Source organism: Pseudomonas fuscovaginae SE-1 (assembly GCF_000364705.1).
Classification (GTDB): Bacteria; Pseudomonadota; Gammaproteobacteria; order Pseudomonadales; family Pseudomonadaceae; genus Aquipseudomonas; species Aquipseudomonas fuscovaginae_A.
In genome coordinates this window covers 1-916 of record NZ_AQOH01000405.1, presented here as the reverse complement: position 1 = coordinate 916, position 916 = coordinate 1, and the positions used below count along the sequence as shown (strand labels likewise).

1 protein-coding gene is annotated in these 916 nt (G+C 43.0%); it reads right to left on the bottom strand.

Features of this window, described 5'->3' with window-relative positions; translation table 11 throughout:
* Nucleotides 1-292, bottom strand: a 292-nt coding sequence (locus K675_RS33290) for a hypothetical protein (protein ID WP_157384034.1), incomplete at its 3' end; no start/stop codon positions are given.
* Between the last annotated feature and the right edge of the window lie 624 nt (nucleotides 293-916).

Genomic DNA, 916 nt, shown 5'->3' with positions numbered 1-916 from the left:
ACAAAGAAGCCAAGGAGTTATCGAGTTCATCAACACGCCCTAAAACAGCCTGAGCAAAATATTCCAGCGCATTCGCGCCAACAGAGGTACCTCCAGGCTTTACTTTTTCTAGAGCTCTAATGGCATAACTACAAAAATGAGGATGCATGCACCTCAAACCTGCATGTTCCTTCAACGGCTCCCAAGCCACTAATAAATCATCAACTGGCATACTACCTACCTCTATCAAAAGCACCGAAACACATAAAATATTAAAACTCAATACACCAATTACTCTAATTACCGAAGCCACCCGAAAGATCTCTTTAGATGAAAATCGGTACTTCTCCACTCAAAATCCCGAGGCCGTCTACATAAAGTTGAAGCGCAAATCTAATCTACCTGTCATCCCCGTTACCATCTCTTTGTGCACTGCCCCGTGAAAATACAGCCGACTGTTTTCAAAAGAGTCGCTATTTTCTCGCGACGCGGAGGGGCTGCATTGTGCCGATTCTGTTGAAAATTTGGTTTTCTCAAATTGCCAGGAATCTGATCAGTAAAGGAGCCTGTTTTACGTGATGCTACGTGAAGCCTGGGGCCGAATGCCTGTACAACGATTCACGATTTCAATCTCACGCGCGTAATCTGCCGTGAAAACCGCGTCCGACTTTTCAAAAAAATCGGTTGAAAGCGACCCTTCAGTCAGTTTCGACCCCATGCTTATCTTATGTGGATAGGCTACAATTTACGCAGTTCGCATCCGAATCGCTGCCTCAATTTTTTTGTGCAGCGGACTATTAGACATATTATATTTATCAGCGGAAGAATTGTGCAAATCAGAACACGGCAGCATATTAAGAACTTTAAATATAAAAATGCTAACATTTACCGATGACATCTGAATATACTCAATACACTTCCTATAGCGCCCACACAA